At 65.0% G+C, this 1,341-nt stretch carries 1 protein-coding gene; it reads right to left on the reverse strand.

All coding sequences use genetic code 11. The features are described from left to right. Window positions 1-30: 30 nt before the first annotated feature. A protein-coding gene (locus ACFXIV_RS47990; protein ID WP_379405975.1) for an IS3 family transposase occupies window positions 31-1,298 on the reverse strand; the annotation gives its coding sequence in 2 pieces (ribosomal slippage) (window positions 31-1,025 and window positions 1,025-1,298; 1,269 coding nt in all). Window positions 1,299-1,341 lie beyond the last annotated feature (43 nt).

Genomic DNA, 1,341 nt, shown 5'->3' on the forward strand with positions numbered 1-1,341 from the left:
TGAATCCCCCCGGTTTTGATGCACACCGGTTTATCTGTCTCCAGCCGGTTGCTCGGCGTGGAGTGCATAGTAGTCGGCTTCGAACTCGACCGGTGGTTTGCGGCCGAGCCGGTGCATGAGCCGGGACTGGTTGAACCATCGGACCCAGTCGGCGGTGAGCAACTCGACGTCGGCGAGCCGGTTCAGAGGGCCGCGCCGAAACGGTGAATCATCGCGGACCGCTTCGGTCTTGTAAAGCCCAATCGTGGTCTCCGCCAGCGCATTATCGTATGCGTCGCCCACCGATCCGATCGACGCGACCATGCCCGAGAGCAACAGCGTTTCCCCGAGCCGCAGCGACGTGTATTGCGACCCCGCATCGGAATGGTGAATGGTGTTGCCCGCCAACGGATGTCCTTCCCGATGCCGTAACGCCGCGGCCTGACGGATCGCGGAGTTGACGAACGCGGCTTGTTTGCTGGTCGAACATTCCCAGCCCAGGATCCGCCCGGCGTAGGCGTCGATCACGAACGCCGTGTAGACGAACGCGCCCGTGACCAGGCGAACGTAGGTGAAATCGGCGACGAGCAGCATGTTCGGTGCCGGAACCCGGAACTGGCGATCGACGAGGTCCGGTGCCCGCGAGGCGGCCGGATCCGGTTCGGTGGTGCGGATCTTCTTGCGCCGCACCACCCCTTTCCAGCCGTTGGCCCGCATGAGCCGTTCGACGGTGCAGCGGGCGACCGGGATCTTCTGCCGTTGCAGGTGCGCCCACATCTTCTCGGCCCCGTACAACGACTCCGGCGCGCGGCGGCCCTGTTCGTCGGGTTCGTAGTAGCCGGCGAGGATCTCGGTGACCGTGGTGTCCCACAATGCCCGTTTCGACGGTGCTCGTCGCGCCCAGGCGTGGAAGGTTCTCGGGGCGATCTTGCATCCGTGCGCGGTCAGCGCACGGCAGATCGGAGCGACCCCGAACCGAGCCTTGTGCTCGGCGATGAACGCGCAGATTACCGGTGTCGCGGGTCGCTCTCCCGCGCGAAGAAACTCGTTGCGGCCTTGAGGATTTCGATGGTCTGTTCCAGCTCGGCGATCTTGCGTTTCTGCTCGCGGATCACCCGTGCCGACTCGGTCGTCGTCCCTTCGGCCTCACCCGCGTCGACCGCGGCCTGCCTGATCCATTTCCGCAGGGTCTCGGCGGTCATACCCAGCCGGGCCGAGACCGCCTTGATCGCGGCCCACTCACTGTCGTAGTCGTCGCGGTGATCGACGACCAGCCGGACCGCCTTGGCCCTGGTCGCTTCGTCGTACTTCGCAGGCATGATGCGCCCATCCTTCCCAAGAAAGAAGGTGAGCACCAAACCC

It is taken from the genome of Nocardia sp. NPDC059236 (assembly GCF_042754085.1).
In the GTDB taxonomy this organism is placed as follows: Bacteria; Actinomycetota; Actinomycetes; order Mycobacteriales; family Mycobacteriaceae; genus Nocardia.